At 60.7% G+C, this 22509-nt stretch carries 20 protein-coding genes and 1 pseudogene; 10 read left to right on the top strand and 11 right to left on the bottom strand.

What is annotated here, in order from left to right:
• Positions 1–6 precede the first annotated feature (6 nt).
• Positions 7–1320 carry a 6-phospho-beta-glucosidase gene (locus DR88_RS15880; RefSeq protein WP_025860979.1) on the bottom strand — a complete coding sequence of 438 codons (1314 nt, stop codon included), beginning with the start codon at positions 1318–1320 and terminating at the stop codon, positions 7–9.
• Positions 1321–1463: 143 nt separating this feature from the next.
• Here DR88_RS15880 and DR88_RS15885 point away from each other — a divergent pair, with 143 nt between their 5' ends.
• On the top strand, positions 1464–2333 hold the full coding sequence (locus tag DR88_RS15885; protein ID WP_223175067.1) for a LysR substrate-binding domain-containing protein: 870 nt from the start codon (positions 1464–1466) through the stop codon (positions 2331–2333).
• Positions 2334–2422: 89 nt separating this feature from the next.
• On the opposite strand, the gene DR88_RS15890 is transcribed toward DR88_RS15885, so the two are convergent.
• From DR88_RS15890 to pspA, 6 genes are all read right to left on the bottom strand, one after another.
• On the bottom strand, positions 2423–3484 hold the full coding sequence (locus DR88_RS15890) for a YcjF family protein (protein WP_004148142.1): 1062 nt from the start codon (positions 3482–3484) through the stop codon (positions 2423–2425).
• Entirely contained in the window at positions 3481–4878 is a 1398-nt protein-coding gene (locus DR88_RS15895) for a YcjX family GTP-binding protein (protein WP_004148141.1), read from the bottom strand. The genes DR88_RS15890 and DR88_RS15895 overlap by 4 nt, the downstream gene beginning before the upstream one ends.
• 102 nt (positions 4879–4980) lie before the next feature.
• Positions 4981–5199 (bottom strand): phage shock protein PspD, encoded by a 219-nt coding sequence (gene pspD / locus DR88_RS15900; protein ID WP_002901915.1) that lies wholly within the window; start codon positions 5197–5199, stop codon positions 4981–4983.
• Between the two features lie 28 nt (positions 5200–5227).
• Positions 5228–5587: an envelope stress response membrane protein PspC gene (gene pspC, locus DR88_RS15905; RefSeq protein WP_002901913.1), complete on the bottom strand. Its 360-nt coding sequence runs from the start codon at positions 5585–5587 to the stop codon at positions 5228–5230.
• Positions 5587–5811, bottom strand: coding sequence for an envelope stress response membrane protein PspB (gene pspB, locus DR88_RS15910; RefSeq protein ID WP_002901911.1), 225 nt, complete (start codon positions 5809–5811; stop codon positions 5587–5589). The genes pspC and pspB overlap by 1 nt, the downstream gene beginning before the upstream one ends.
• 55 nt (positions 5812–5866) lie before the next feature.
• Positions 5867–6535: a phage shock protein PspA gene (pspA, locus tag DR88_RS15915; protein WP_025860974.1), complete on the bottom strand. Its 669-nt coding sequence runs from the start codon at positions 6533–6535 to the stop codon at positions 5867–5869.
• A gap of 152 nt (positions 6536–6687) precedes the next feature.
• On the opposite strand from pspA, the gene pspF reads away from it, so the two are divergent.
• The gene (gene pspF / locus DR88_RS15920) at positions 6688–7677 is read left to right on the top strand and encodes a phage shock protein operon transcriptional activator (RefSeq protein ID WP_004148137.1); all 990 of its coding nucleotides are present in this window, start codon (positions 6688–6690) and stop codon (positions 7675–7677) included.
• Here pspF and DR88_RS15925 read toward each other — a convergent pair.
• Both DR88_RS15925 and DR88_RS15930 read right to left on the bottom strand, forming a co-directional pair.
• Entirely contained in the window at positions 7668–9059 is a 1392-nt protein-coding gene (locus DR88_RS15925; RefSeq protein ID WP_004148135.1) for an MFS transporter, read from the bottom strand. The two genes, pspF and DR88_RS15925, sit on opposite strands and share 10 nt — an antisense overlap.
• A gap of 25 nt (positions 9060–9084) precedes the next feature.
• Positions 9085–10254: a M20 aminoacylase family protein gene (locus tag DR88_RS15930; RefSeq protein WP_002901900.1), complete on the bottom strand. Its 1170-nt coding sequence runs from the start codon at positions 10252–10254 to the stop codon at positions 9085–9087.
• Between the two features lie 171 nt (positions 10255–10425).
• Between DR88_RS15930 and DR88_RS15935 the strand changes: the two genes are divergently transcribed.
• Complete coding sequence (locus DR88_RS15935) at positions 10426–12735, top strand: helix-turn-helix domain-containing protein (protein WP_004148129.1); 2310 nt, start codon at positions 10426–10428, stop codon at positions 12733–12735.
• On the opposite strand, the gene DR88_RS15940 is transcribed toward DR88_RS15935, so the two are convergent.
• A complete protein-coding gene (locus DR88_RS15940; protein ID WP_004183729.1) occupies positions 12714–13544 on the bottom strand; it encodes a helix-turn-helix transcriptional regulator in 831 nt (276 codons plus the stop codon). The genes DR88_RS15935 and DR88_RS15940 overlap by 22 nt on opposite strands.
• A gap of 107 nt (positions 13545–13651) precedes the next feature.
• Here DR88_RS15940 and DR88_RS15945 point away from each other — a divergent pair, with 107 nt between their 5' ends.
• The 6 genes from DR88_RS15945 (at position 13652) to sapF (ending at position 20179) form a co-directional block, all read left to right on the top strand.
• A complete protein-coding gene (locus DR88_RS15945) occupies positions 13652–14560 on the top strand; it encodes an SDR family oxidoreductase (protein ID WP_004190601.1) in 909 nt (302 codons plus the stop codon).
• Positions 14561–14893: 333 nt separating this feature from the next.
• Positions 14894–16537: an ABC transporter substrate-binding protein SapA gene (gene sapA, locus DR88_RS15950; RefSeq protein ID WP_002901817.1), complete on the top strand. Its 1644-nt coding sequence runs from the start codon at positions 14894–14896 to the stop codon at positions 16535–16537.
• The gene (gene sapB, locus DR88_RS15955; protein ID WP_002901816.1) at positions 16534–17499 is read left to right on the top strand and encodes a putrescine export ABC transporter permease SapB; all 966 of its coding nucleotides are present in this window, start codon (positions 16534–16536) and stop codon (positions 17497–17499) included. The genes sapA and sapB overlap by 4 nt, the downstream gene beginning before the upstream one ends.
• On the top strand, positions 17486–18376 hold the full coding sequence (sapC, locus tag DR88_RS15960) for a putrescine export ABC transporter permease SapC (RefSeq protein ID WP_004151901.1): 891 nt from the start codon (positions 17486–17488) through the stop codon (positions 18374–18376). The genes sapB and sapC overlap by 14 nt, the downstream gene beginning before the upstream one ends.
• Complete coding sequence (sapD, locus tag DR88_RS15965) at positions 18376–19368, top strand: putrescine export ABC transporter ATP-binding protein SapD (RefSeq protein ID WP_004140266.1); 993 nt, start codon at positions 18376–18378, stop codon at positions 19366–19368. Before sapC ends, sapD begins: the two co-directional genes overlap by 1 nt.
• Position 19369: 1 nt before the next feature.
• A complete protein-coding gene (gene sapF / locus DR88_RS15970) occupies positions 19370–20179 on the top strand; it encodes a putrescine export ABC transporter ATP-binding protein SapF (RefSeq protein WP_004140269.1) in 810 nt (269 codons plus the stop codon).
• 44 nt (positions 20180–20223) lie between these two features.
• On the opposite strand, the gene DR88_RS15975 is transcribed toward sapF, so the two are convergent.
• Positions 20224–21603 carry a purine-cytosine permease family protein gene (locus tag DR88_RS15975; RefSeq protein ID WP_020324868.1) on the bottom strand — a complete coding sequence of 460 codons (1380 nt, stop codon included), beginning with the start codon at positions 21601–21603 and terminating at the stop codon, positions 20224–20226.
• A gap of 247 nt (positions 21604–21850) precedes the next feature.
• On the opposite strand from DR88_RS15975, the pseudogene DR88_RS0125595 reads away from it, so the two are divergent.
• Positions 21851–22392 (top strand): annotated as a pseudogene (locus DR88_RS0125595) (HutD/Ves family protein).
• Positions 22393–22509 lie beyond the last annotated feature (117 nt).

The following is a 22509-nucleotide window of genomic DNA, read 5'->3' as shown; positions in this document are numbered from 1 at the left end:
CTTGGGTCAGGCGTGGAAAGCAGGCAGCCACTGACGGTTCTCAGCGATCACCTCATCCAACGCCAGTTCGAGCTTCTCGCCGCTGACGATCAGCGGATTCAGCATCAGAGCACGCCATGCGGTGTGGCGGTTGCCGGTGAGCGCGGCCTCGATAGTCAGCCGTTCAAATGATTTCATCAGCTGCAGCAAACGCAGGGTATCTTCCGGGAACGGCGCCACATTGAGAGGTAGCGGACCAGAAGCGGTAATCAGCGAGCTGACCTCTACCGCGCAGTCATCCGGCAGGCCATTGATGGCGCCGTTATTACGCGTATTGACGTGCATGATAATCCGCTTGTCGTTGTAGATGGCATTCATCAGCTCGCAGGCCGCCTCGGAATAGTACTGGCCGCCGCGCCCTTCCAGCGCCTTCGGTTTGACTGCCAGGTGCGGGTCGCGGTACTGGTCAAACAAGATTTTTTCCAGCTGCTTAACCACTTCCCCGCGGGTTCCTTCGCCGCCCGCCTCCGCCAGCTCCTGGCGCAGCAGATCGTCTTTCATGTAGTAATAATGCAGATAGGCGCAGGGGATCATGCCTAAGCCCTGCAGCAGATGCGACGGCCAACGGAACGGCGAAATGTTGCGCGGCACCAGCGGATCCCGACCGGCGTTGATCTCGGCTATCACCTCCGGCAGCCATTCTTTACCTTTGTGCAGGATCTGGCGCACGAAGATAAAGTGGTTCAGGCCGGCGACCTGCATCACCACCTCTTTTTCGTCAGCGCATTGCAGCAGAGTGGTTATCCCTTTTTGCATAATCACCGGCACGTTACACAGGCCGACGGCTTTGATGCGGCTGTGGCGCAGGATCGCTTCGGTCACCATCCCCGACGGGTTGGTAAAGTTCAGCAGCCAGGCGTCGGGACACAGTCGCTCCATATCGGCAGCGATCTCCAGGGCGATGGGAATGGTGCGGCAGGCGTTGGCGAAGCCGCCAAGGCCATTGGTCTCCTGGCCGATCAAGCCATACTTGAGGGAGATACGTTCATCGCTGATCCGGGCGTCAAGGCAGCCGGCGCGAAACTGCGAGCAGACGAAATCGGCATCGCGCAGCGCGCTTTCCCGGTCAAGGGTGGCCACCACTTCAATAGTCAGCCCGGCTTTGGCGATCATTCGCCGCGCCAGTCCGGCGATAATCTCGACTTTCTCTTTGCCCTCTTCAATGTCCACCAGCCATAGCGAAGCGACCGGCATTTCGTGATAGCGGTTGAGCAAACCTTCAATCAGTTCCGGGGTGTAGCTGGAGCCACCGCCAATCACCACAATTTTGAGTCCTGACATGGTATACCTCGGTTTAGTTACGATATAACTATTTAAAACCGGCAAAACTGGCCTAACAAACGAATTAAATCGGCCTATGCATGAACTCAATTAATGCATAAGGGAGACAATCTGTGCTTGAGCAACAAAGCATCCTTGCGCTGCTGCAGACCTTTGAGGTGACCGCCCGCCACCTGAGCTTTACCCTTGCCGCGCATGAAATGAACCTTACCCAGGGAGCGGTCAGCCATCGGATCCGCAGGCTGGAGATGCACATCGGGTTTCGCCTGTTTATCCGCATGACGCGTAAACTGGCGCTGACAGAGGAAGGTAAGCGGCTGCTGGCGACGTTAAGCCATTCGCTGCGGGCGATTAACGATGAAATTGAGGATATTCGCGATCAGGATCTGCGCGGCACGCTGCATATTGGTATTGCGCCGACGCTGGCCCATCTGTGGCTGATGCCGCGTCTGCCGCGCTTTCAGGCGCAATGGCCGGGACTGAATCTGCAGTTTCGCGTGCGCGCGGGGGTGATGGATTTTAACGAGGAGCGGGTGGATCTGGCAATTTACTACGGCGCCACGCGCTACCCCGATCTTTATCAACAGCGGCTGATGGCGGAAAGTTTGCTCCCGGTCTGCTCCCCGCGTTATCGCCAGCAGTATCGTCCGCTAAGCGGCGGCGACCCGGCGGCGCTCGTCTGGATCCATGCGTGCGAATCCACCGACGTACAGGATCAATTTGCGGAATGGCGCCTGTGGTGCCAGCACAGCGGACAGGCGTTACCTTTTGAAGGCCGGTATTACGCGGTGAATAACCACTCGCTGGCCATCGAGATGGCGCTCAATGGACTCGGCGTGGTGATGGGGCGTAAAACGCTGATCCAGCCGCTGCTCGACGCCGGCAGGCTGGTGGCCTTGTCTGAAAATGAAGCGCCCTCGCCCTTTGGCTATGACCTGATTTGTCCGCAGGAGAACCGTTCCCGCCCGCGCTTTCGCGCCTTCAGCGAGTGGCTGGCGGCGGAATGCGCCTAATCGAATATTGCCAGGGTGCGCGTGCCAGAGCTTGACGTCGAAGGCCGGGCAAGGCGAAGCCGCCGCCCGGCGATGTCTCTGAGCGGAGGTTACTTCTCCGGGTGGGTTTTGCTTTTCTGCAGGGTCTCTTTCAACTGCCCAATCAGCTCGCGCCGAAAATCGCCGAGTCGCGGTTTATCATCGGCGATCCACGGCAGCGGGCGGCACAGCTCCATCGCCTTGATCCCGAGACGAGCGGTCAGCAGGCCGGCGCCAATGCCCTGCGCGGCGCGCGCCGACAGCCGGGCCGCCAGATCCTGCGACATCCAGTCCATCCCCACCTCGCGCACCAGTTCGCTGGCGCCAGCGAAAGCGATATTAAGCAACACCAGGCGAAACAGTCGCAGACGGCTGTAATACCCGAGCTCAATGCCGTACAACGTGGCGATTCGGTTGATCAGCCGCAGGTTCCGCCAGGCGATAAACGCCATATCCACCAGCGCCAGCGGACTGACGGCAATCATCAGCGTCGACTCCGCCGCCGAACGGCTGATTTCCCGCCGCGCCTGGGCATCGAGCACCGGCTGCACCAGCTGCGCATAAAGGCTCACCACTTCGCGATCGCTTTGCGTTTCGTGGATCGCGGCATACCAGCGCTGCAGCGCCGGATGCGACTGATCCAGCCCGGCCTGCTGCGCCAGCTTCTCACAAAAGGCTTTCGCTTTACCGACCGCGTGACTGTGCAGCATATCGCGCGCTTCATCGCGTTCGTGGGCGCGCTGGCGCAGTCGCCACAGACGGCCCCACTCGGTGGCCAGCGAACCGACGCCGGCTCCGACGATCAGCGCCCCGGCGACGCAGCCGCCCAGCGCAATCCAGTCCTGGGTCTGCCAGGCGTTAGCCGTCCACTGCACGCCTTGCGCCACGACGCTGACGCCGAAGATCGCCAGTCCGACGCTGACCATCCGCCGCCACAGGCTGCGTTTGGGTCGCAGGACCGACTCCACCACCGCTTCCGCCGCCCCCTCTTCCTCTTCCCCGGTCACCAGCCGCGCTGGCGCGAAGTTGTCGGCCTCCAGGGTGTCGAAGGCGCGAGCGCCTTTCAGTGACGGAATTTTCTCCGCTTGCAGCGGCCCATCAAAATCAATCCGCGGTTTTAACGGTTCGCTCATCGCAGTTTATCTCCAATCAAAAATTCCAGCGCCGCGTCGAGACGAATGTGCGGCAAAGGCCGATCGACATCCATGACCTGCGGACGAAAGTTTTCAAACTGAAATCCCTGCTGCTGCCAGAAGGCCTGGCCCGGCAGGCGCGCCGGCACCTCACCGGGATAGATGGTCAACGGCTGGCCGTCGCTCAGGCGATTGCCGCGCAGGGCGGGAATTTTCTCGCCATTCACCTCAATCAGCCCGCTCTGGGTCGCCTGAATGGACGCCAGCCCCAGGCAATCCATACTGATCCCTTCAAAGGCGGCGTTCTGCCACGCGTCCTGAATCAGTTGCTGCAGGAGCGACACCATATTGCTGTGCTGATCGATCGTGACGTGATCGGCTTTGGTGGCGGCAAACAGCAGCTTGTCGATGACGGGCGAGAACAACCGGCGGAACAAGGTGCGCTGCCCGTAATGGAAACTTTGCATCAGCTGGGTCAATGCCAGACGCATATCGTTAAACGCCTGCGGCCCGCTGTTGAGCGGCTCCAGACAGTCCACCAGCACAATCTGCCGGTCGAAGCGCAGGAAGTGCTCTTTGTAGAACCCCTTCACCACCCTTTCGCAATAGTATTTGTAGCGTTCGCGCAGCATGCCGGCGTTGCTGTGTTTATCGGCCTGCGCCAGCTTGGCTTCGCCGACGGCGTCGACGTCGGGCCACGGGAAAAACTGCAGCGCCGGCGCGCCCGCCATTTCTCCGGGCAGGACAAAGCGCCCGGGTTGGATAAAGTGCAGCCCTTCGCGCTTACAGGCGTGGAGATAGTCCGTCCAGGCGGCAGCGATATCCGCCAGCCGAGCCTCGTCGGCAGGGGCCAGCGGATCCAGCCCGGCGCACAGCTGCCGCCAGCGGGCCGACCACTCCGCACGCTGTCCCTGCAGGAGCCCGGTCATCTGTCGCGACCAGCTCAGATAATCCTGCGCCAGCATCGGCAGGTCGAGCAGCCACTCGCCCGGATAGTCGACAATCTCCAGATACAGCGTGGAGGTATCTTTAAAATGGCGCAGCAGGGAGTCATTCGAACGGTAGCGCAGCGCGAGACGGATCTCGCTCACCCCGCGCGTCGGGGTTGGCCACATGGGGGGCTGGCCGTACAGCTGGGCCAGCCCTTCGTCGTAGGTGAATCGGGGAATGCCAAAGTCCCGCTGCGGCACGCGCTTGACGCCGAGCAGCCGCTCTTCGCGTGCGGCGCTCAGCAGCGGCAGGCGGGCGCCGGTGTGGATATTCAACAGCTGGTTGACCAGCGCGGTGATAAACGCCGTTTTACCGCTCCGGCTCAGGCCGGTCACCGCCAGACGTAAATGCCGGTCAACCCCGCGGTTGACCAGCGCATTCAATTCAGTTTTCAGTCGCTTCATCGCCAGTCCGTTATGCCCTGAAGGTATGTCTCGTCATCATAAGCGATCTGCCGGGGATAAGCAGGACAACGTTAATCCTTTTGCGCCTTCCCCACGGCGGCATTATTTCATCCCGCGCGTGACGCGGTTGGCCAGCCGGCTGAGCAGCGGCTCCAGCGCCACCGCCAGCAGCATTTTCAGCGGCCGACGCGCGACCGATTTAACCGCCCAGCCGGCAACGCCCGCCGGGCCATAACGCAGCGCGGTCAGCAGCGCCAGCTTACCGACGATTTTCAGACCGGGCTTCACCTGCTGCCCGGCGCGTTGCCATTTGCTATTCATGCGTTGCCTCATTCGTTAGAAACAGGGTTTACAGCTGGCGAAAGCGGCTGCGCAGCGTAAAGGTGTCGGAGGTCACATACCGCTCCATTTCACGCAGACGCTGTTCACCGGAGGCCAGTTCGGCATCCACGGCGGCCAGCAGATCGCCATTGCTCGGCGCTTTATGACCGTACAGCTCGCTGTCCGGTATCGGATCCAGAGCAAAAGTCAAAATGATGTAGGCCACCAGGACAAAGAAAAAGAGGCCGAAAATCATCGCCAGCACGGTAATCAGACGCACCAGCTTCACCGGGACATCAAGATGCTGAGCAATACCCGCGCAGACGCCCTTCACCATCCCGCGCTGCGGGATACGCCACAGTTTTTTATTCAGATCCAGTCCGGCCATTATTTGTCCCTCCAGTTCGGATGTTCGGCATCCAGGATCGCTTCCAGCGCCTGAATGCGTTCGCGCATCCGCTTCGCGTCATCGGTCAACTGCAGCAGCCGTTGCTGCTCATTTTGCGTCAGACTGCCGTTGGCGCCGCGATTGTTGTAGTGCAGCCACAGCCAGACCGGCAGAACAAACAGCACAAACAGCGTCAGCGGAATGGCGAGAAAAAGCATGCTCATGTGTACTCCTTACAGGGGGTGAGCCGCGGCGCAACGCCGCGCCGCGCAATCATACTTACTGGTTGGACTGATTCATTTTGGCTTTCAACGCCGCCAGCTGCTCGCTGATTTCATCGTCCGCTTTCAGTTCGGCAAACTGCTGATCCAGCGTCTGCTGCTTGCCAAAGCGGTGGCTCTCCGCTTCCGCTTCCATCTGATCGATGCGACGCTCAAAGGATTCAAAGCGCGCCATCGCCTCATCCAGTTTACCGCTGTCCAGCTGGCGACGCACATCGCGGGATGAACTCGCCGCCTGATGGCGCAGCGCCAGCGCCTGCTGACGGGCGCGGGTTTCGCTGAGTTTGTTCTCCAGCTCGCCAATCTCTTTCTTCATGCGCGACAGCGTTTCATCGACCAGCTGCACTTCATGATCCAGCTGAGCGATAAGGTCGGTCAGCTTTTGTTTTTCGATCAGCGCCGCCCGGGCCAGATCTTCTTTCTCTTTGCGCAGGGCCAGCTCGGCTTTTTCCTGCCATTCCGCCTGCTGGGCGACCGCCTGCTCAATACGACGGGACAGCTGTTTCTTTTCCGCCAGCGCGCGGGCCGATGTCGAACGCACCTCAACCAGCGTGTCTTCCATCTCCTGGATCATCAGACGCACCAGCTTTTGCGGGTCCTCCGCTTTCTCCAGCAGGGAGTTGATGTTGGCGTTCACGATGTCGGCAAAACGAGAAAAAATACCCATAATTTCAATCCTCATAGTTCTGGTTTCAGGCATTCACCTGTGGCTTAGCTAATACAAATGGCGTGCCAACTTTTTATCTTATTGATTTTAAACAGGGTGGTTGCGAAACGTGCTGGGCATTGCTACAGTCACCTGGTTAATTACACTACTTAATGGCGAAATTCATCATGGCGCAGTACAAGGATAATCTGCTGGGCGAGGCCAATAGCTTTCTCGAGGTGCTGGAACAGGTTTCCCGGCTGGCCCCGCTGGATAAACCGGTGCTGGTCATCGGCGAGCGCGGCACCGGGAAAGAGCTTATCGCTAACCGTCTCCACTACCTCTCCAGCCGCTGGCAGGGGCCGTTTATCTCGTTGAACTGCGCGGCGCTGAACGATAATCTGCTCGACTCGGAGCTGTTCGGCCACGAAGCCGGGGCTTTCACCGGGGCCAGCAAGCGCCATCCCGGGCGCTTCGAGCGCGCCGACGGCGGGACGCTGTTTCTCGATGAGCTGGCGACAGCCCCAATGCTGGTGCAGGAGAAGCTGTTAAGAGTGATTGAATATGGCGAGCTGGAGCGCGTGGGCGGCAGCCAGCCGCTGCAGGTTAACGTCCGGCTGGTGTGCGCCACCAACGCTGACCTGCCGCAGATGGTCGAGGAAGGTCATTTTCGCGCCGACCTGCTCGACCGCCTGGCCTTCGACGTGGTACAGCTCCCCCCGCTGCGCGACCGGCAGAGCGACATCATGTTGCTCGCCAACCAGTTTGCCATCCAGATGTGCCGCGAACTCGGTCTGCCGCTGTTTCCCGGCTTTAGCGAACGAGCGACCGCGACGCTGCTCGGCTACCGCTGGCCGGGGAATATTCGCGAACTGAAGAACGTGGTTGAGCGCTCGGTGTATCGCCACGGCGACAGCGAACATGAGCTGGACGCGATTATTATTAACCCTTTTCGTCAGTCCCCCGGCTCTCCGCCGGAAGCCGCGCCCGGCGATGAGCTGCCCGCGCTACCGCTGGATCTGCGCGATTTCCAGCTCCAGCAGGAAAAACGCCTGCTGCAGCGGAGTCTGGAGCAGGCGAAGTATCATCAGAAGCAGGCGGCGGAGCTGCTGGGATTAACCTATCACCAGCTCCGCGCGCTGCTGAAAAAGCATCAGCTGTGAGAGGCGCGCGGCAGCAGCAGCGCGCTCACCGCCATCGCCCCCAGACATAAGACGGCGTTAAACCACAGGGCATACTGGGCGGCATGGGCCATGCCCAGCGGTAAAAACAGCGCGAAAAGTGACGCTGTCACGGCGATACCCATCGCCCCGCCCAGCGAGCTGCCCATCTTATAGATCCCCGAGGCGACGCCGATTTTGTTCTCCGGGGCATTGGCCACCGCGGTATCCGTCGATGGCGTGGCGTAGCAGCCCAGCCCGAGGCCAAACAGCACGTTGCTGGCGAACACCACCCCGATATACAGCGCCTTTTCGAGAAAGGTGCAGGATATCAGCGCGATGGCGATAGCGGTCAACACCGGACCGGCCATCATCGGCAGCCGGGCGCCATAGCGCTGCAGCAGCTTCTCGCCGACCCGGATCATCGCCAGGACGGTCACCAGATAGCCGAGGGTCATCATCCCGCTCTCCAGCGGCGTCAGGTGGTGCCCTTGCTGCAGCCAGATGCTGGCGATCATCATGGTGCCAATCGCCCCATTGAGCAGAAAGTTCGACAGCACTGCCGCACCGTAGGCCCGATTGCGGAACAGCGCAAAATCAATCAGCGCCGCCTCGCCTTTGCGCATGCCGTTGCGGATAAATATCGTCCCCGCCGCCAGCGCCCCGGCCAGCATGGTCAACGACAGCGGGCTGCTCCAGCCCCAGCCGTGGCCCTTGCTGATAAACAGATTCACCAGCACCAGCGCAACAATCAGGCTCAGCAGACCGCCGACGTCCAGCTTATGCTGGCTGGCGCTGGCGCTGCGGCTCTCCGGCGTGCCGCGCAGCAAAAACAGCGCCAGCAGGGCAACGGCGATCGAGAAGACGAAGATCCAGCGCCAGCCCAGTCCGGTGGCGATAGCCCCGCCAACGAAGGAACAGAGACCGCTGCCGCCCCACGAGCCGATGACCCAGAAGCTGACCGCCCGCTGCCGCGCACGCCCCTCATACCAGGTCTTAATCAGCGCCAGCGTCGCTGGCATAATGCACGCCGCCGACAGCCCCTGCAGCACCCGGCCGGCCAGGAACAGCCCCGGTCCCTGAGCGACCACCAGCATGGCGCTGCCGACGATACTCAGCCCCAGCCCGAGGGTGGTCATCCGCATCCTGCCAAACTTGTCCGCCAGGCCGCCGCTGGCGACCACGAAGCAGCCGCTGAACAGCGCGCTGAGACTGACGGCCAGAGTTAAGGTTTCAAGAGAGATATCAAGGCTGCTTTTCATCGCCGGCACCACGTTAATCACCGACTGGGCGAACAGCCAGAAGGTTAAAACGCTTAACACAATCCCCACCAGCAGGCGATCGTTGCCGACAAACGGGGTGTCGCTTATTGTGACAGTGCTCATCGCATGGCCCTCCCGTTTCTCGTGATTAGCGCAGATAGCGTTCCGTCAGGCCACACCACAGCGCCGCGCCGGTCAGCAACAGCGCGTCGTTGAAGTCATACCCCGGGTTATGCACCATGCAGCGATCCGGCTCATCGCCAGCGCCGATGGTGAAATAGCTGCCATGCGGGTGCTGCTCCAGCATGAAGGCAAAATCTTCACTGCCCATAAACGGCTTCACCTCGCCCACCTGCTCTGCGCCAAACAGCGCTGTCGCCACCTCCCGCACCATGGCGTTCGTCGCCGGATCGTTACGCAACACCGGGCTGCCGTTGACGTGGGTCAGCGTGGCGGTGGCATTGAAGCTCTCCGCCTGGGCCACGGCGATATCATGGATCCGCTGCAGCACGGTCTCGCGCACCTGCTCATTGAGGGTGCGCACCGTGAGCTTCATCAGCACGTGATCGTTAATGATATTGGGCGCATGACCGGCCTGGATGCTGCCGACGGTCACCACCGCCGGCTCAAACGGGGTGATATTGCGCGAGACAATGGACTGTAGCGCGAGGGTAATATGGCAGGCCACCAGCGTGGCATCCACCGTATGCTCCGGCACCGCGCCGTGGCCGCCAACGCCCTTCACTTCAATATGCAGCGTATCGGAGGAGGCCATCATCGCCCCGTCGCGCAGGCCGATCTTGCCCAACGGCTGACCCGGCATATTGTGCAGGCCGAAGATGGCGTCGCAGGGAAACTGGTCAAATAGACCGTCCTCGACCATTACCCGCCCGCCGTACAGCAACTCTTCCGCGGGCTGGAAAATCAGCTGCAGCGTGCCGGTAAACTGCCGGGTGCGCGCCAGATATTCAGCTGCGTAGAGCAGCGTGGTGGTGTGCCCGTCATGGCCGCAGCCGTGAAAGCGCCCTTCAACCTGGCTTGCCCACGGCTTACCGCTCCGCTCCTGCATCGGCAGGGCATCCATATCCGCCCGCAGGCCAAGGCGTTTTTTCCCCTCGCCGACGCGCAGCGTGCCCACCACTCCGGTGCCCGCCAGGCCGCGGTGAACCTCGTATCCCCACTCGCCAAGCAGTCGGGCGACCTCGCTGCTGGTCTGGTGCTCTTCAAAGCCGATCTCCGGCTGCTGGTGGAACCGACGACGCAGAGCGATAAATTGCGCCTCGTTAACCTGCAATGCTTCTAGCAACGGATGTGTCATTTTTGTTATTCCTGTGTTGTGTTTGCACGACACCTTCGAGTTTATGCGGGTACCTCAGCTTGCAGGCGCGCTTTTTTGTTTTATATTGACGAAAAATCAATGAGTGTTTTTCATACATATCGGTTATGACAAAAAACAACCGGTTGTTTTTTGTCTACAGAGGAGAGCCATGTGGAGCAGCATGCAGGCGACTTTAGCGTCACCGTACGCGATGTGCGTCAGCTGACCCAGCCGGAAAGCGATCTGCTGACGCTGCTGTGGGTACTGGAGGGAAGCGTAAATCTGGCGGTGGCGGAAGGTGCGTCGCAGCTGCTCGCCGCCGACGGGCTGGCGATCGTTAACCGCAACCGTCGCTGGAGCCTGCGCAGCGCCGGGGCCAACGCCGTGATGATCCTCACCCTCTCCGCCAGCTGGCTGGCCCGCCTCGATAATGCCTTTTTTGCCGTCGATTACCAGATAACGCCGCGCACCCGGGATGCCGATGACGGCCTGCGCCGCCTGATGCGCCAGCTGCTGGTGAGCGGCCTGGTCAATCATCCTAGCCATTACCGACTGGAGGCCAACCGCTGGCTGAGTGAGATAGCGCTGCTGCTGGCCACGCGCTTTAGCCAGCCCATCGCCTCCACGCCCCGGCGCGATACCGAAAAATGGAGCCGGAGAATAGCCAGCGTGGTGGCGCGGATCGACGCTAACTATCAGCGTCGCCTCTCGTTGCAGGAGGTGGCGGCCGCGGAATTTGTCTCCGAGGCCTGGCTGTCACGCTTATTTCGCAAAGAGGTCGGGGTAAGTTTTGTCCAGTACCTCACCGCGCTGCGCCTGCGCCACGCCGCCGACCAGCTATTAACCACCCGCAAAACCGTCCAGCAAATCGCCCGCGAACAGGGATTCGCCAGTACGCGAATGATGAGCGATTTGTTTAAGCGCCAGCACGGCGTGACGCCGCGCCAGTATCGTGAACAGCATCCTCTGGAGCTTGCCAGACCGCGCCCGCCGCAGGCCGATCGCTGGCAGCCGGTGGCGGTCGACCGGCTGTATGCGCGACTCAATGAGCCGGAACCACGCGACCGGGAAAGTCCCCCCCTGCCGATCAACCCACCGCAGACCCGGGAGATCAATCTGCGCGATCGTCCAGCGCGCCCCGCAGCGCTGCGCCATACCCGGATGGTGGTGACCGTGCGCGAACTGGACGATCTGCTGCGCGAAGATGTGCGCCGGGAACTCGAACAGCTGCACCACGCCCTGCCGGTGTATGCCATCGATATCAACGATCCCTTTCTCAGCAGTCGGCTGTTCGGCACCGGCTGGGACGATCCGCAGATGGCCGGCTACGCCTGCTGGTACAACCTGCAGCAGATTTTTAGCTGGCTGGCGGCGATGGGCTGGCAGGTGATCCTGCACACCGGCGTCACCACCCGCAGTGACCTGCTGCAGCGCTTCCTGCAGCTCGCCGCCAACCATTTTCCGCCAGCCACGCTCAACAGCTGGCGCTTTGTCTGGCACTGGTCGCCGCAGGCCAGCGAAGCTGCGCGCCAGGCCGCCTGGCGGCAGCAGCGCGGGGTCCTTCATCGCCTGCTGCCGCAGCCGCAGCTGGGGATCTGGCACCGCTTTGCTCCCAGCGATCCCGGGAACGATCCGCTGTTCCACTCGCCGCTGCTGGCAGAGGCGGATTTTCTCGCCTGCCAGGCAGATGCCAACGAACAGCTGGATCTGGCCCAGGTTGACAGCAGCCGCCTGGCCTCCAGTGAACATTATCCGCTGCACAAGTTGCGGCAGATCCACAGCGCCCTGCGCCAGCGTCAGCTCAACCTGCCGCTGTGGCTGCTCTCCTGGAATACGCTGACCGGCGATACGCGGGATACCAACGGCCGCTTTTTTCGCGGCGCGCTGCTGATGGATAATCTGCTGGGGGTAGCGGACCAGGTCTGGCTGGCGGGCTTCTGGTTAAATTCAGGCCTCCAGGGCGAAGCTCGCGCCAACGGCAAGCTCGATACCTCCAGCCTGGCGCTGCACTATCTGCACGGCCTGCCGCGCCCGGTTTACTGGGTACTCTGGCTCTGGCGGCGGCTGCGCGGCGAGATCCTGGTTCACGATAAAAACCTGCTGCTGCTCCACCACCAGGGTCACTACCAGCTGCTGCTGCGCAATACGGTGGTCTACAATCCCTGGCTCTCCAGCGAAGCGGCCTTTATCCAGCGCTTCAGCCAGCCCTACAGCGTGCGGCTGCAGGGCCTGGATGGCAGCTGGCGCATCAAACAGCACCTGTTCGATCAGCACCACGGCGCGTTGTTCCCGCTGGTGGACGCCTTTCGCAGCCGCAGCGGCCCTGACGCCGAGGATTATCAGTGGCTGATGCATCAGGCCCGTCCGGCGCTCAGCGTGGATGAAGCCAGGCTCGATGGCTATTGGCTGCGGATCGACTCGCTGCAGAGCAATGCGCTGGTGCTGTACGAGTTTACGCCTCAGTCGCCCACAGGCCCCTGAAGTAAACCGTGAATTTTCCGCTGGCTCTCCGTCGTTGCCGGATTAAAGACCAGCAGGGAAAGATCGGGACGGCCCTCCACGGCAAAGGAGGTAAATTCCAGGTCGAGCGGACCCATCTGCGGGTGGTTAATGCGCTTATAGCCTTCTCCATGACCGGCGACGTCATGGCTTTGCCAAAAACGGGCGAACTCGACGCTCTGCTGGCTGAGCTCCGCGATCAACTGGTCAGTTTCTTTCGTGGCGCCCATCCGCGTGACGTCGGCCCGGAAGGCGTTGACGATAAGCTGCCCCACCCTCTGCCAGTCCTCCAGAGTGCAGCGGGCCTCCGGCCGGGTAAACAGGCGGCGCAGCACGTTGCGCTCCGCCAGCGGCAGTTGGCTGTAGTCGGTCAGCACCCTGGCCGCCGGCGCGTTCCAGGCGATGACGTCCCAGCTGGCGGTGCGGATAATCGCCGGAATGGTGAAAGCGTCAAGCACCCGCTGCAGCCGCGGCGTCATATCATCCGTCACCGTCAGACGCGTCTGCGGCGGATGGCCAAAGGCGAGAATAAACAGATGCTCGCGCTCCGGGGTGGTCAGCCGCAGACCGCGGGCGATCCGCTCCAGCACCTCGCGGGAAGGCGCCCCGCCGCGCCCCTGTTCAAGCCAGGTATACCAGGTCGGGCTGATGCTGGCGAGCTGCGCGACCTCTTCGCGGCGCAGCCCCGGGGTGCGCCGGCGTCCCGCCGGGAAGCCAAACGTTGCCGGATCGAGACGCTGGCGGCGGGCGCGGAGAAAATCGCCTAAAGCATGGTTGTCAGAAGTGTTCATCATCTGCCTGTGGGTTCTGCCTGTTAGAATTTATACCCCGATAATGTCTCTACTTTTATAGTATGACATCGCAGGTAGGATACGCCTGAAACCCATTCAGGAGATCCATGATGCGTATATTTCTTACCGGCGCGAGCGGATTTATCGGCTCACGTATTCTTCCGGCGCTGCAGGCGTCGGGCCATCAGGTTATCGGCCTCGCGCGCAGCGAAAGCACCGCACAGGCCCTGAAGGCGGCCGGCGCCGAGGTGCATCGCGGCACGCTGGATGCCCCGGAGTCGCTGCTGGCTGGCGTCGGGAATGCCGACGCGGTGATCCATACCGCCTTCGACCACGACTTCAGCCGCTTTGCCGCTAACTGCGAGAAAGACCGCCAGGCGATCCTGGCCCTGGGCCAGGCGCTGCGAGGCAGCACGCGGCCGCTGGTGATCACCTCCGGCACGCTGATGGGCGACGACGGGAGCGGCGCCCCGGCCCGGGAGTCGTTCTTCAACTCAGGGCACCCCAGCCCGCGCACCGCCTCAGAGCTCGCCGGCCAGCAGTTGCTGGAGGCGGGAGTGGATGTCAGGGTGGTCCGCTTACCGCAGGTGCATGACACCGTGCGTCAGGGACTGCTGACCTGCTATATCGAACGCGCGGTCGCCAACGGGGCGGTAGCCCTGCGCGGCGAGGGAAGCAACCGCTGGTCAGCCGCCCATGTCGATGACGTCGCACGTCTGTATGTCAGCGCGCTGCTTCAGGGCGCGGCCGGCGAGCGCTATCATGCGGTGGCCGAAGAGGGGATCGCGTTACGCGATATTGCAGCGGTAATTGCCCACGGATTAAACCTGCCGCTGACCCACCTGGATGACTCGCAGGTCGACGCCTGGTTCGGCTGGTTTGCGCCGTTTACCGCCCTTGACCTGCGCGCCAGCTCGGCATGGACCCGCGAGCGCTTGCAGTGGCAGCCGGTTGGCCCCGGGCTGCTGGAGGACCTGCAGAACATGGACTATCATAAAGTGACACTGTCACAATAATCGAAACACGCTCCCCCTGTATCACACCCGACGGGTACGGCTAGTCGCCCGTCGGGTCATCGGCTTTCTCCCCGCTATACTGAATCTATTCTCTAGCGTCCGCACGTCGTCGCCGTTTGGTCAACCGCGGCCAAACAGAGCTGACTGGCGATATCGGCGATAAAAAGTTACCATGTTTCACTATACAGACTCGGTTCCGCGACTATTTTAATCAATTGACTGAATACTATACGCACCCGGTAACCGCATTATCCCTCAGGCTTGTTGAAGGCGGTGGTGAATGTCTATTAATCTTAATAAGATAGAGTTCAGCTCTATAATCAAACAGAAAATATGCGCCTGAAATTGTCATCTCTCCTGGCAGCCGTTTCCCTGCTGTGTGGGCCAGCTTTTGCCGCCCCTGCGCTCCCCGACCGCGCCGATATCCGCGATAGCGGTTTCGTCTATTGCGTCAGCGGCCAGGTTAATACCTTTAATCCGCAGAAAGTCAGCAGCGGCCTGATTGTCGATACGCTGGCCGCTCAGATCTACGATCGTCTGCTTGACGTCGATCCCTATACCTACCGGCTGGTCCCCGAGCTGGCGGAGAGCTGGGAAGTTCTCGATAACGGCGCCACCTACCGCTTTCACCTGCGCCGCCACGTCCCGTTTCAACGCACGGCGTGGTTTACCCCGACGCGGGACTTTAATGCCGATGACGTCATTTTTACCTTTGGCCGTATTTTTAACCGCGACCATCCGTGGCACAACGTCAACGGCAGCAGCTTCCCCTACTTCGACAGTCTGCAGTTTGCTGACAGCGTGGAGAGCGTCCGCAAGCTGGATAATCAGACCGTGGAGTTTCGCCTCAAGCGGCCGGACGCCTCGTTCCTCTGGCATCTGGCCACCCACTATGCGTCAATTACCTCTGCCGAATATGCCGCCCGCTTAACGCAGGACGACCGCCAGGAGCAACTGGATCGCCAGCCGGTTGGCACCGGCCCGTTCCAGCTATCCGATTACCGCTCCGGACAATATGTTCGCCTGCAGCGCCACCCCGGCTACTGGCGCGGCAAACCGTTGATGCCCCAGGTGGTGGTCGACCTTGGCTCCGGCGGCACCGGCCGCCTGTCGAAACTGCTGACCGGAGAATGCGACGTGCTGGCCTGGCCGGCCGCCAGCCAGTTGACGATCCTGCGTGACGACCCGCGCCTGCGCCTGACGCTGCGCCCGGGAATGAACATCGCCTGGCTGGCCTTCAACACCGCCAAGCCGCCGCTGGATAACCCTGAGGTGCGCCATGCGCTGGCGCTGGCGATTAACAACCAGCGCCTGATGCAGTCCATCTACTATGGCACCGCGGAGACGGCGGCGTCCATGCTGCCGCGGGCCTCGTGGGCCTACGATAATGACGCTAAAATTACCGAATATAATCCGCAGGAGGCCCGCGCCCGCCTGAAAGCCCTGGGGCTGGAAAACCTGACCCTCAAGCTGTGGGTGCCCACCAGCTCGCAGGCGTGGAATCCCAGCCCGCTGAAAACGGCGGAGCTTATCCAGGCGGATATGGCGCAGATTGGCGTTAAGGTGATTATTGTGCCGGTAGAGGGACGTTTCCAGGAGGCGCGCCTGATGGACATGAGCCACGACCTGACGCTCTCCGGCTGGGCGACGGACAGTAACGATCCGGACAGTTTCTTCCGACCGCTGCTGAGCTGCGCGGCCATCGCCTCGCAAACCAACTTTGCCCACTGGTGTAACCGGGAGTTTGACGACGTGCTGCAAAAAGCGCTGCTCTCGCAGCAGCTCTCCTCGCGGATGGACGCTTACAAAGAGGCGCAGCGGATCCTCGCCCGCGAACTGCCGGTCCTGCCGCTGGCCTCGTCGCTGCGGCTGCAGGCCTACCGCTATGATATGAAAGGCCTGGTGCTCAGCCCTTTCGGTAACGCTTCGTTCGCTGGCGTATCGCGGGAAAATACCGAAGAGGTGAAGAAGCCATGATTATTTTTACCCTGCGCCGTCTGCTGCTGCTGCTGATCACTCTCTTTTTTCTGACCTTTGTCGGTTTCAGCCTGAGCTATTTCACCCCTCATGCCCCACTGCAGGGCGCTTCCCTGTGGAATGCGTGGCTGTTCTGGTTTGAAGGGGTGCTGCACTGGGATTTCGGCGTCTCCAGCATTAACGGCCAGCTGATTTCTGAGCAGTTGCGCGAGGTTTTCCCGGCGACCATGGAGCTGTGCATCCTCGCCTTCGGCTTTGCCCTGCTGATAGGCATTCCGGTGGGGATGATCGCCGGCGTAATGCGCAATAAATGGCCCGATACCCTGATCAGCGCCGTCGCGCTGGTCGGTTTCTCGATCCCGGTCTTCTGGCTGGCCCTGCTCCTGACCCTCTTCTTTTCCCTGACCCTCGGCTGGCTTCCGGTCTCCGGTCGCTTCGATCTGCTGTATGAGGTGAAAAACGTCACCGGTTTCGCGCTGATTGACGCCTGGCTTTCGGACTCGCCGTGGCGCCATGAGATGATCGTCAGCGCCGCCCGGCATATGGTGCTGCCGGTATTGACCCTGGCGGTCGCCCCCACCACTGAAGTGATCCGCCTGATGCGCATTAGCACCAGCGAGGTGTATGACACTAACTATGTAAAAGCGGCCGCCACCCGCGGCGTGTCGCGACGCAAAATTCTACTGCGCCATGTGCTGCACAACGCCCTGCCGCCGGTGATCCCGCGTCTCGGCCTGCAGTTTTCCACCATGCTCACCCTGGCGATGATCACTGAGATGGTGTTCAGCTGGCCTGGACTAGGCCGCTGGCTGATCAACGCTATTCGCCAGCAGGACTACGCGGCGATCTCCGCCGGAGTGATGGTGATTGGCGCGCTGGTGATTATTGTCAACGTAATTTCCGATATTCTCGGTGCCATGGCTAACCCACTGAAACATAAGGAATGGTATGCCCTACGATAGCGTTTATCTGGAAAAGCGTCCGCCCGGCGCGCTGCGCACCGTATGGCGTAAGTTCTATGGCGACACCACAGCGATGATCGGTCTGTACGGCTGCGCGGGCCTGCTGCTGCTCTGCGTCTTCGGCGGCTGGTTCGCCCCCTACGGCATCGACCAGCAGTTCCTCGGCTACCAGCTGTTGCCGCCGTCGTGGTCGCGCTATGGCGAAGTCTCCTTCTTTCTGGGAACCGATGACCTCGGCCGCGATGTGCTGAGCCGACTGCTGAGCGGCGCGGCGCCCACCGTCGGCGGCGCTTTTGTCGTCACCCTCGGCGCCACGCTGTTTGGTCTGGTGCTGGGCGTGATTGCCGGATCGACCCACGGCCTGCGCTCGGCGGTGATGAACCATATCCTCGACACCCTGCTCTCGATCCCCTCGCTGCTGCTGGCGATTATCGTCGTCGCCTTTGCCGGGCCGCATCTGAGCCATGCGATGTTCGCCGTCTGGCTGGCGCTGCTGCCGCGCATGGTGCGCTCCGTCTACAGCATGGTCCACGATGAGCTGGAGAAAGAGTACATCATCGCCGCCCGCCTCGACGGCGCCTCGACGCTGAATATTCTGCTGTTCGCCATCCTGCCCAATATCGCCTCCGGCCTGGTGACCGAGATCACTCGCGCCCTGTCGATGGCCATTCTGGATATTGCCGCACTGGGCTTTCTTGATCTCGGCGCCCAGCTGCCTTCGCCGGAATGGGGAGCCATGCTGGGCGATGCGCTGGAGCTTATCTATGTGGCGCCGTGGACCGTGATGCTCCCCGGGGCGGCGATTATGCTCAGCGTACTGCTGGTCAACCTGCTGGGCGACGGTATTCGCCGGGCGATCATTGCCGGGGTAGAATAATGCCGTTACTCGATATTCGTCACTTAACCATTGAATTTAAAACCAGCGAAGGCTGGGTAAAAGCCGTCGATCGCGTCAGCCTGACGCTGACCGAAGGCGAAATCCGCGGCCTGGTGGGGGAATCCGGCTCCGGGAAAAGCCTTATTGCCAAAGCTATCTGCGGCGTGACCAAAGACAACTGGCGGGTCACGGCCGACCGCATGCGCTTCGATGACATCGACCTGCTGCGACTGTCGAACCGCGAGCGCCGGAAGCTGATCGGCCATAACGTGTCGATGATTTTTCAGGAGCCCCAGTCGTGCCTCGATCCCTCTGAGCGCATCGGCCAGCAGCTGATTCAGAGTATCCCCGGCTGGACCTACAAGGGCCGCTGGTGGCAACGGCTGGGCTGGCGCAAGCGCCGGGCCATCGAGCTGTTGCACCGCGTCGGCATTAAAGATCACAAAGATGCCATGCGCAGCTTCCCCTATCAGCTGACCGAGGGCGAGTGCCAGAAGGTGATGATCGCCATCGCCCTGGCCAACCAGCCGCGTCTGCTGATTGCCGACGAGCCGACCAACGCCATGGAGCCGACCACCCAGGCGCAGATTATTCGCCTGCTGACGCGGCTCAACCAGAACAACAACACCACCATCTTGCTGATCAGCCATGACCTGCAAATGCTCAGCAAATGGGCGGATAAAATCAACGTCATGTACTGCGGGCAGACGGTGGAGAGTGGGCCCAGCGAAGAGCTGATCACCCTCCCACATCACCCCTACACCCAGGCGTTAATCCGCGCGATCCCGGATTTCGGTAGCGCCATGCCGCATAAAAGTCGCCTCAACACCCTGCCTGGAGCGATCCCGCTACTGGAGCAGTTGCCTATCGGCTGTCGGCTGGGGCCGCGCTGCCCGTACGCCCAGCGCGAGTGTATCGAAACGCCGCGTCTTACCGGGGCGCGCAACCATCTGTACGCCTGTCATTTCCCGTTGAACATGGAGAAAGAGTGAAATGGTCGAAACATTGCTGGAAGTTCGCCAACTCAGTAAGACCTTTCGCTACCGCACCGGCTGGTTTCACCGTCAGACGGTTGAGGCGGTTAAACCGCTGAGTTTTACCCTGCGCGAACGGCAGACGCTGGCGATTATCGGCGAGAACGGCTCCGGGAAATCGACCCTCGCGAAGATGCTGGCGGGCATGGTGGAACCCACCAGCGGCGAACTGCTGATTGACGATCATCCGCTGACTTTTGGGGATTACTCCTACCGCAGTCAGAAGATTCGCATGATCTTTCAGGATCCGTCGACCTCGCTGAACCCGCGTCAGCGCATCTCGCAGATCCTCGATTTTCCGCTGCGACTGAATACCGATCTCGACGCCGAGGCGCGGCAGAAGCAGATAATCGACACCCTGCGCATGGTCGGTCTGCTGCCGGACCACGTCAGCTACTACCCTCATATGCTGGCGCCCGGTCAGAAGCAGCGTCTCGGCCTCGCCAGGGCGCTGATCCTGCGCCCGAAGGTTATCGTCTGCGATGAGGCGCTGGCCTCGCTGGATATGTCGATGCGCTCCCAGCTTATCAACCTGATGCTGGAGCTGCAGGAGAAACAGGGCATCTCCTATATCTATGTCACTCAGCACCTGGGAATGATGAAACACATCAGCGATCAGGTGCTGGTGATGCATAACGGCGAAGTGGTCGAGCGCGGCAGCACTGCCGATGTGCTGGCCTCGCCGCTGCACGACCTGACCCGGCGCCTGATCGCCGGCCACTTCGGGGAAGCCCTCACCGCCGACGCCTGGCGCAAAGACGGGAAATAGCTGGCAGGCAACGGCAGGGGCGGCCCTCACGCCGCCCTTGTCATTCAGGTGGAAGGGAAAAGACTCTGCGCCGGCAGCGACCGGCGGTCAAAGCGGCGCAGCGCGTAGTAAAGAACCCCGGTGCCAAACCAGCCTATTATCCATGAGACATCGTTACCGGCGAAGATCCACGTGAGCGAACCATGGAACAACGGGTTCTCAATGAACGGCAACTGGATAAGCACACCGACGATATACAGGGTGATCGCGTACAGGTTCCAGAACCCGTAGCGTTGCTGCGGGTCGCTTAGCGCCGGAATATCGATGGCGCCCTTCGAGATAAGATAATAATCCGTCAGACAGATGGCGCTCCACGGCACGAAGAACGCCAGCAGAAACAGAAGAAAATGCGTGAAATGCTTTAAGAAAGCGGGTTCGCTAAGCAACGCGATAATGCAGGAAGCCGTCACCATCAGCACCACGAATGCAATGCGACACTTTTGCGACAGCACGGTTTGCCGGCGGAAGGCGGAAACAATGGTGGTCAGCGACATAAAGCTGCCGTACGCATTGAGGGTAGTGAAGGTAATTTTACCAAAACAGATGGCGAAATAGATAACCATGGCCATCGCCTGACTCTTACCTAATCCCACCAGATAGCTCACCTCGTGACCAGGGAACGCGCTGCCGGCAATGGCCACTGTCAGAACCCCGAGCGTCATCGACGTTTGGGTACCCAATACGGTGCCGAAAAACACTGAGCACCACGTTTTCGTGGCGGAAACATCGCGTGGCAGGTAGCGCGAATAGTCGGATACATAGGGGCAAAAAGCGATCTGCCACGATGAGGAGAGCGATACGGCTAATAAAAACGTCGGCAGCGAAAAATGGTTATTGTGCGCGAGCGCACTGAGATCGGCCGAAAGTAGCAGCGTGATGAACATATAAACGAAGGCGAGAATTCCGACGATACTCGCCAGTTTGCCCAGCTTGTGGATCACCTTATAACCGAGGACGGCGATAACGATAATAATCGCACTGAATATCAGCATCCCGGCTACGTGGCTGATATTCAGTAGTTTGGCCATTGCCTGCCCGGCCAATACGGTGCCGCTGGCAGAAAAACCGATATACATGACGCAAACCAGCACCAGCGGCACCACCGCGCCAAAAACCCCAAACTGGGCGCGGCTAAGGATCATTTGCGGAAGTCCCAGTCGCGGTCCCTGCAGCGCATGCAGAGACATCACCGCCGCCCCCAGCATCTGACCGACCAGAAGCCCGACCAGAGACCACACTACATCGCCGCCCAGCACAACGGCTAAAGCGCCAGTGACAATCGCCGTAATTTGCAGATTGCCGCCAAACCAAAGGGTGAACTGGCTAAAAGGGTGTCCATGCCGTTCGCTTTCCGGGATGTAATCAATCGACCGCCTTTCACTCATTCCAGCATAATTGCTCTTTGACTGCCCGTCTGTAGACGAAAACGAAGACATAGGTTCCTCACTCAAGTTATTAATATCACCTCATTCAATCGTTCTTGTATATACAAGCATTGACAACTCACCGCCTTGCATGCACTCTCATTTTGTGACGAATATGTAAAATATTTGTATTGCAGAAAGTTACTAAACTAGCTCAAGGCGGTACTTATTGTTGACGCCGGAAGCGATTAACTAAGGTATGCTGCCCATGATGGTCCCTTTTCAACTTTCGACGCTCCCCGTCACGCCGTGGAAAAACGGCGGCGGAGAGACGCGCGAAATCATCTGCGTACCCGCTCCAGATGCCCCTTTTCTCTGGCGAGCGAGTATTGCCACCCTGCAGGCGGATGGCCCTTTCTCCCCCTTTCCTGGCGTCGACCGAGTCATTACTCTGCTGGCGGGGCAGCCGCTACGGCTGTGTGGCGAGAATATCGACCAACCGCTGGCGTCTGGCAGCCGTGGGCTTTCCCCGGCGAATGGGCGCTGTCCAGCGTCGGGATCGTTGCGCCAGGGCTGGACTTCAATATCATGACTCAGCGCGGGCGCGCGTCGGCGACAGTTCAGGTCGTTAGCGACCTGCAATGCCCTGCCAGCGAGGGGGTCGCTTATGTTCTACAAGGCGAGTGGGATCTGGCCGGGCGACGCTGCGCGGCCGGCAGCGGCCTCTGCTGGCGCGGTGGATCCCCGCGGAATCTGCGTCCCGTGGGCAGCAATGGACGCCTGCTGCTGGCGGAGATCGCGCTCAAATAATCGTCAGGAGAGATGATATACTGCAGCTATCGCGATGTACTTTTGCCCCGCGCGGCGCGGACCGGCTGAAAAATATCGTGACACAAGGGGTCGTCAGTGGGATATAATTCCCGGCTA

The organism is Klebsiella pneumoniae (genome assembly GCF_000742135.1).
Lineage (GTDB): Bacteria > Pseudomonadota > Gammaproteobacteria > Enterobacterales > Enterobacteriaceae > Klebsiella > Klebsiella pneumoniae.
Note: the sequence above shows the minus strand (reverse complement) of the source record. Positions and strands in the feature narration are given on the sequence as shown.

Coding starts and splice junctions, on each gene's coding strand:
- DR88_RS15880 (WP_025860979.1), bottom strand. CDS start 1,320: ATGTCAGGACTCAAAATTGTGGTGATTGGCGGTGGCTCCAGCTACACC.
- pspC (WP_002901913.1), bottom strand. CDS start 5,587: ATGGCCGGACTGGATCTGAATAAAAAACTGTGGCGTATCCCGCAGCGC.
- DR88_RS15890 (WP_004148142.1), bottom strand. CDS start 3,484: ATGAGCGAACCGTTAAAACCGCGGATTGATTTTGATGGGCCGCTGCAA.
- DR88_RS15940 (WP_004183729.1), bottom strand. CDS start 13,544: ATGAACACTTCTGACAACCATGCTTTAGGCGATTTTCTCCGCGCCCGC.
- DR88_RS15925 (WP_004148135.1), bottom strand. CDS start 9,059: ATGAGCACTGTCACAATAAGCGACACCCCGTTTGTCGGCAACGATCGC.
- DR88_RS15975 (WP_020324868.1), bottom strand. CDS start 21,603: ATGAGTGAAAGGCGGTCGATTGATTACATCCCGGAAAGCGAACGGCAT.
- sapB (WP_002901816.1), top strand. CDS start 16,534: ATGATTATTTTTACCCTGCGCCGTCTGCTGCTGCTGCTGATCACTCTC.
- pspF (WP_004148137.1), top strand. CDS start 6,688: ATGGCGAAATTCATCATGGCGCAGTACAAGGATAATCTGCTGGGCGAG.
- pspA (WP_025860974.1), bottom strand. CDS start 6,535: ATGGGTATTTTTTCTCGTTTTGCCGACATCGTGAACGCCAACATCAAC.
- DR88_RS15945 (WP_004190601.1), top strand. CDS start 13,652: ATGATGCGTATATTTCTTACCGGCGCGAGCGGATTTATCGGCTCACGT.
- sapF (WP_004140269.1), top strand. CDS start 19,370: ATGGTCGAAACATTGCTGGAAGTTCGCCAACTCAGTAAGACCTTTCGC.
- pspB (WP_002901911.1), bottom strand. CDS start 5,811: ATGAGCATGCTTTTTCTCGCCATTCCGCTGACGCTGTTTGTGCTGTTT.
- sapC (WP_004151901.1), top strand. CDS start 17,486: ATGCCCTACGATAGCGTTTATCTGGAAAAGCGTCCGCCCGGCGCGCTG.
- pspD (WP_002901915.1), bottom strand. CDS start 5,199: ATGAATAGCAAATGGCAACGCGCCGGGCAGCAGGTGAAGCCCGGTCTG.
- sapD (WP_004140266.1), top strand. CDS start 18,376: ATGCCGTTACTCGATATTCGTCACTTAACCATTGAATTTAAAACCAGC.
- DR88_RS15930 (WP_002901900.1), bottom strand. CDS start 10,254: ATGACACATCCGTTGCTAGAAGCATTGCAGGTTAACGAGGCGCAATTT.
- DR88_RS15895 (WP_004148141.1), bottom strand. CDS start 4,878: ATGAAGCGACTGAAAACTGAATTGAATGCGCTGGTCAACCGCGGGGTT.
- sapA (WP_002901817.1), top strand. CDS start 14,894: ATGCGCCTGAAATTGTCATCTCTCCTGGCAGCCGTTTCCCTGCTGTGT.